At 48.0% G+C, this 4,899-nt stretch carries 4 protein-coding genes and 1 pseudogene; 2 read left to right on the plus strand and 3 right to left on the minus strand.

Going from position 1 to position 4,899, the window contains the following annotated elements:
• The coding region (locus tag QVP90_RS06015) for a transcription termination/antitermination NusG family protein (RefSeq protein WP_369678142.1) at positions 1 to 128 on the minus strand (128 nt) is incomplete at its 3' end.
• Between the two features lie 436 nt (positions 129 to 564).
• Here QVP90_RS06015 and QVP90_RS06020 point away from each other — a divergent pair.
• Together QVP90_RS06020 and QVP90_RS06025 are read left to right on the plus strand one after the other, a co-directional pair.
• A complete protein-coding gene (locus QVP90_RS06020) occupies positions 565 to 720 on the plus strand; it encodes a hypothetical protein (protein WP_021935922.1) in 156 nt (51 codons plus the stop codon).
• Positions 721 to 876: 156 nt separating this feature from the next.
• Complete coding sequence (locus QVP90_RS06025) at positions 877 to 3,243, plus strand: DUF3987 domain-containing protein (RefSeq protein ID WP_264380940.1); 2,367 nt, start codon at positions 877 to 879, stop codon at positions 3,241 to 3,243.
• A gap of 190 nt (positions 3,244 to 3,433) precedes the next feature.
• On the opposite strand, the gene QVP90_RS06030 is transcribed toward QVP90_RS06025, so the two are convergent.
• Both QVP90_RS06030 and QVP90_RS06035 read right to left on the minus strand, forming a co-directional pair.
• The gene (locus QVP90_RS06030; protein WP_264380939.1) at positions 3,434 to 3,682 is read right to left on the minus strand and encodes a DUF4248 domain-containing protein; all 249 of its coding nucleotides are present in this window, start codon (positions 3,680 to 3,682) and stop codon (positions 3,434 to 3,436) included.
• Between the two features lie 118 nt (positions 3,683 to 3,800).
• Positions 3,801 to 4,899: pseudogene (locus QVP90_RS06035) on the minus strand (PD-(D/E)XK nuclease domain-containing protein); the annotation flags it as partial.

Consider the following 4,899-nt stretch of genomic DNA (forward strand, 5'->3'; position numbering starts at 1 on the left):
CGGCGGTCACTCCACTGGTGAATCTCCTCTTGTACGGGGAGGAAACACTCAATACCCATCGCGGTAAGACGGTCACGGGTTTTCTTCTCGTGATGAAGACGGACATAGGCGGCAAGCCAGGATTTCATGAAAACTAAAGATTATTTTTCAGACATAAGAACATAAGAACAGATAAATTGCCCATAAAGGCTATGCAGAAAATAGGTTCTTTTGTTCTTCTGTCTGAAATAGATTTAAAACTGCAAAATAGGGGTAAAATACCGATTTTCGGTTCGCTTGGGTGCGCTACGCTGTTACCTGTCACATACTTGTGTGGGGTAATCTTTTTAGGACGAACCAATTTTGATGCAAAGATAGATATTATTTTACTATAACAAATAATTTGTAGATAAAAATAAAATAATTTTGGAGATTAATTAGTTTTGATATTATTTTTGTAACTTGTTTTATTAACTATTATTAAATGATTTATTATGAATGAAAAAAACTAACAAGAATTGAACTCGCAAACTTTTTGAAAAAAACAGAAGAGAAGTATGGAGAATTTAAAAAGGCAGAGGTGGTATGCTCCGAAGAGTCGCGACGGCGCCTTGCCCGGATTGGAAAGGCGATGTTACATCATTCGGAGGAGATACAGAGAAGGAGGAAAAAGGGGAGAAAGGAGGGGTAAGATGGAAGATGGGAGAGAGGAGATGGGGGATGAAATATTTTTTTTCTTGATTTATGTAGGGTTTTGTAGAACTAAATCTTTTCTTGTTAATGTGTTATGAGGCGATAAACCTACATATTTAACGTTTGGATTGTATTTGTTTTTGTCCTCACCTTTGTGGCGTTGGCAGGGCACAAAGCCCTGCCTGTTAATTTTAGAATCAAGATATGATGAGAAAAATTCCTATGAAAGTTTCTTTTTTTATCCATAGATGGAAGAAGGAGTCGGAAGTAATTTCCCTGGAAGAGTTTGTGAATGATATTCGTGGTCCTCGTTGGAAAGTGGCTACGGAAGCCTATCGAGGTTATCTGCAGCGGGGGATGCAGAAGGAGGCGGCCGATATAAAGGAAAAGATGAACGGTATTGTGGCTGCCGGTACTTGCCGGGGCGGGCATGCGGCGGCGCAGGTGGTGAGCCTGAGTGGTTGGATGATGTTTGATTTTGACCATTCGGGTACGTATACCGGTCGGCTTTTGGAGCTGCTTCGTGCTCTTCCGTATGTGGGGGTGGCGTTTATAAGTATCTCCGGAGAGGGAGTCAAGGCGTTGGTACGTATAGAGGTGGATACGCTTGAAGAGTATAAGACGGCTTATAAGGTAGTGGGTGATGAGCTTTGTCGCCGTGTGGGTTTTACCAACGACGGTGCATGTTCCGATTTGGGGCGCATCTGTTCGGCTGTGTATGATCCGGAGGTGTATTATCGCCCCGATGCCGAACCCTTTGCATGGCGTGATCTGGCTCCGCAGTTTGTTCCGGTATCTGGTCCTGTACCGGTGTTGCCTGCTGTGCAGGCAGATGGGTTTATCCGGACATTTCTCAATGAGTTTGCTGCACGTAATCCGTTTGTGCGGGGCACTCGCCATGACTTTATGCTGAAGTTAGGGAGGGTGGCCCGATATAAAGGATTTTCGCAGAGGGAGCTGGCGGATCTTATCGGGCTGGCCACTTCTGAATTTACCGAATCCGATTATCTTCCAGAAGAATGTCTGAAAGATATTATGGCTGGATATCAGTATGTTAATACCGGATTTCCTCTCGAAAATCCGGTATCGAGGGTTCACAAGGGTCAACGTTCACCTTTGGCCCCTTCCGGGGGTGTTGCGGATGATGGGGATGAGGAGGCGTTGTTCGAAAAAAATAACGAGTTGCGCGACTCCATGCCTGTTTTTCCGGCGGTGGTGTATGCGGCACTGCCCGGTTTGTTGAAACGAGGGGTGGCGGTGGCTCGTGGCGATCGCGAAAAGGATATGCTCTTGATGGGGATGATGGCCAACCTGAGCGTGTGCTTGACGGGGGTACGCTTCCGTTATGCCGGAATGGAATATTCTCCCCATCTTTATTTTGCCGGAGTGGCTCCTGCCGGTACGGGAAAGGGGGTAGTAGCACTTGCCGCTTTGCTTTCGCAGCCCTTGCACGATCAGTATGCCCGGAAAGCGGCCGATGAACGCAAGGCGTATGATACGAAGAAATTGGCTTGGGAGGAGGAGCTGAAAGAGGCCTTTCGTGCGAAGCGCCCTGCCGACCGGTCGTTGCAGCCCGAAGAACCGCACGGGATTGTACTGATGTTGCCTGCCAATACTTCGAAGTCACGGACGTATGCCCATCTGAGGGATAACGGGCAGTTGGGGGCTATTATCAACGCCAGTGAGATCAATACAATGGTGTCGGCCTTGTCGCAGGACTACGGCCGGCAGGACGATGTGTATTGTGCGGCGGCCCATCACGAGGATATTTCTTCCTCTTTTAAGGTGGACGGGTTGCCCATATTTGTGCGCGAACCTCGGTTAGGAATGTGCCTTACGGGTACGCCCGATCAGTTTGTGGCATTGGTCCGGACACTGGAGAACGGGCTTTACAGCCGTCTCGGCATACTTACCGCTCCGGCGAAGTGGGTGTGGCATTCGGCAGCCCCGAAAGAAGGGCAGATAGAGAACCGGGCTTATTTCCGTGAGTTGGGTGGAGAGGTGCTGGGGATGCACGAGATGTTGTTAGAGTCGCCTACGGAGGTAGTATTTACGGCTGCTCAGTGGGAGGAGCACAGTCGTCGGTTCGAATCCTGTCTTGACGGGGTGGTGATAGAGGGATGTGATTCTCCGGGTGCGATTGTGGTACGTCACGGTTTGTATGCCATGCGTCTGGCGGCGGTGCTTACTGCGCTCCGCAAGGTCGAAAGCCGTTGGTATGTAAAGGAGTATATCTGTACGGATGAGGATTTTCATACGGCCATGGCTATGACGGAAGTACTGCTCGAACATAGTTTGCTGCTTAGTTCGTCACTGCCGGGACTGGCGTTAAAGGCCCGTCCTTTGCAGCAGTTTCATAGGGCGCTCGCTGTTTTGCGGCGTCTGAAGCACCGTTTTTCTTACACGGACTTTGTCTCGTCGGCTATGGAAGACGGGGCGTCCGAGTCAACGGCAAAAAGACTGTTGAGACGTGTGCTTCAATCGCATTTTGTTGTAAACAAGGAAGATGGCTATGTGAAAAATCGGAAGTACTACGACAAGGAGGGGTCAAAGGAGAACCCTGAACCTTAGTGAACCCTATCGATTGAAGAAAGCTTTACATATTTGTGGAAAACATGTTACATCTTTTTTCAAGGGATGTAACATGTTTGTTTTAAAGACGCTACATCTTTTTTTAAAAGACGCTACATCTTTTCCGGAAACTCTTCCATCTTTTCGGAAAAGATGTAGCATGAAAAAACGGCCGGTAGCGTGGCGGGAGTTAAGGGTCGCCCAGATGCTTGCGGATGATTTCCACCTCACGCTTCAAGAAGCTGTGCCGGTGCTTGTCGTAGCCGTATTGTTGCAGTTCGATCCGGAGTGGGGCGCATTTTCGCATCCATCGGTAAAGGCTTTGCAGGGCTGTGGCGGGTTCCCGTCCCGGGCAATAAAGAAGCGCCAGTTCTATCTTGGTATACGAACGGACGACGAACGGTTTTTCTTCGGAATTTTGCTTTTCTTTTTCTGTCATTTGTTTGATTGTCTGTTGGTTGACTACTTGTAAAGGTAGCGAAAAAACAAGAATAAAGCAAGCGGATATTCAAAATATTTTCCTCCTTCCATCTTCCATCTCCCATCTCCCATTCTTTTTATACCTCCCAACATTTCCATCCCCGGTTGGCGCAGATGTAAACCACATAAGTACGTACTTTGTAGTTGGGGAAATGCCGCAGCGTATCCTCGGCATAACGATGCACCTGCTCCACATGTTCAGGCAGGGGCGCATCCGGTCCTAACATTTTCTCCGCCTCTTTTGCCTTGTAATATTTGAACTCTACCAAACGGTCGTCCGTGTAGTAATCCGTGCCCGGTATGCCGGTCATTTCGAAGTCGGCGCGTCCTTCCGAATTGTTCTGTTCGATGGCAAAGGTATAGCAACTGCTCAGATAGCGGGATACCAACTCGAAGAAAGAGCAACGGATGAAATTTTCATTGATCTTGTCGAATACCTGCGCAGGGAACTGGCCGAGGTATTGTTCGAAATAATTTCGCACAAGCGATTCGAAATCACGCTCGTCGACTGGACAAGCGATTCAAAATCACGCTCTTGAGTGAACCGTTCGTAGACGGGGGCATAGCGCATGGCACCACCGTCTATACGGTTCAATACGTTGTAATAGTCCATGTAGATGCTACGCATGGTCAAGTTAGGCAACATCATGCGATAATCATTGAAAAGTGTCGTCATGCCTAAATAGAAAAGGCTGACGGGATAGAAATTCTTGTCGAAGAACTTCTGCTTGTTGAATTTGCTGGAGAGGTCGGCTACGTTGTAATATAATTCGTTGTCTATCACTAATGCATCTAGCATGGCTTTCGAGTTTTCCAGCGAGAGGGTGAGCCGTCGCAGCCAGCCGATGTCGGTACGCAGGTTCTCGTCTATCATCTCTTCGGGAACTTCACCTTTATTGACTGCAAATTTCTTCAGGAAATACGTCAGTATCGTTGCATTGAACAGCTTTTCCCCCTTGGGGCTGAAACGATAACCGTCGTAGTTGTTGACGATGAGCTGCCATATTTCGTCGTAGCGTTCCTGGCTTCCGGTGTACTTGTCGAGCACGTAGCGCAGATAAGTATCCGTTTCGGCATGGGTAAAGCCCAGCATATTGATAAAATCAGATTCTAATGTCAGTATCTCGGCAATGTTATATCCACTGGTCAGGTCGTCCATCGTCACGGGCAGCACAC

Source organism: Bacteroides sp. CAG:189 (assembly GCF_000432295.1).
GTDB classification, from domain to species: domain Bacteria; phylum Bacteroidota; class Bacteroidia; order Bacteroidales; family Bacteroidaceae; genus Bacteroides; species Bacteroides salyersiae.